The sequence below is a fragment of the Frankia umida genome, from assembly GCF_023242945.1.
Lineage (GTDB): Bacteria > Actinomycetota > Actinomycetes > Frankiales > Frankiaceae > Frankia > Frankia umida.
In genome coordinates this window covers 5589-5828 of record NZ_JALKFT010000040.1, presented here as the reverse complement: position 1 = coordinate 5828, position 240 = coordinate 5589, and the positions used below count along the sequence as shown (strand labels likewise).

Here is a 240-nt window from a genome sequence, read left to right as displayed (position 1 = left end):
CTAATCGCCTCATCCAGGTTGGTGAGTTGCCCGGTCCACGCGAACCGGGCCTGTAGTGCGGCGCCGAGGTTGGACAGGTAACCGGCGCGATCGGGGTGGTCAGGTGGTGTGACAGCGACGGCGGCCCGGCCGACGCTAATCGCCTCATCCAGGTTGGTGAGTTGCCCGGTCCACGCGAACCGGGCCTGTAGTGCGGCGCCGAGGTTGGACAGTCGTCGGGCGCGGTCGGGGTGATGGGGT

General features: G+C 68.3%; 1 protein-coding gene. It reads right to left on the bottom strand.

Annotated elements, in window-relative coordinates; translation table 11 throughout:
* Window positions 1–240, bottom strand: a 240-nt coding sequence (locus MXD59_RS23300; RefSeq protein WP_248826752.1) for a tetratricopeptide repeat protein, incomplete at both ends; no start/stop codon positions are given.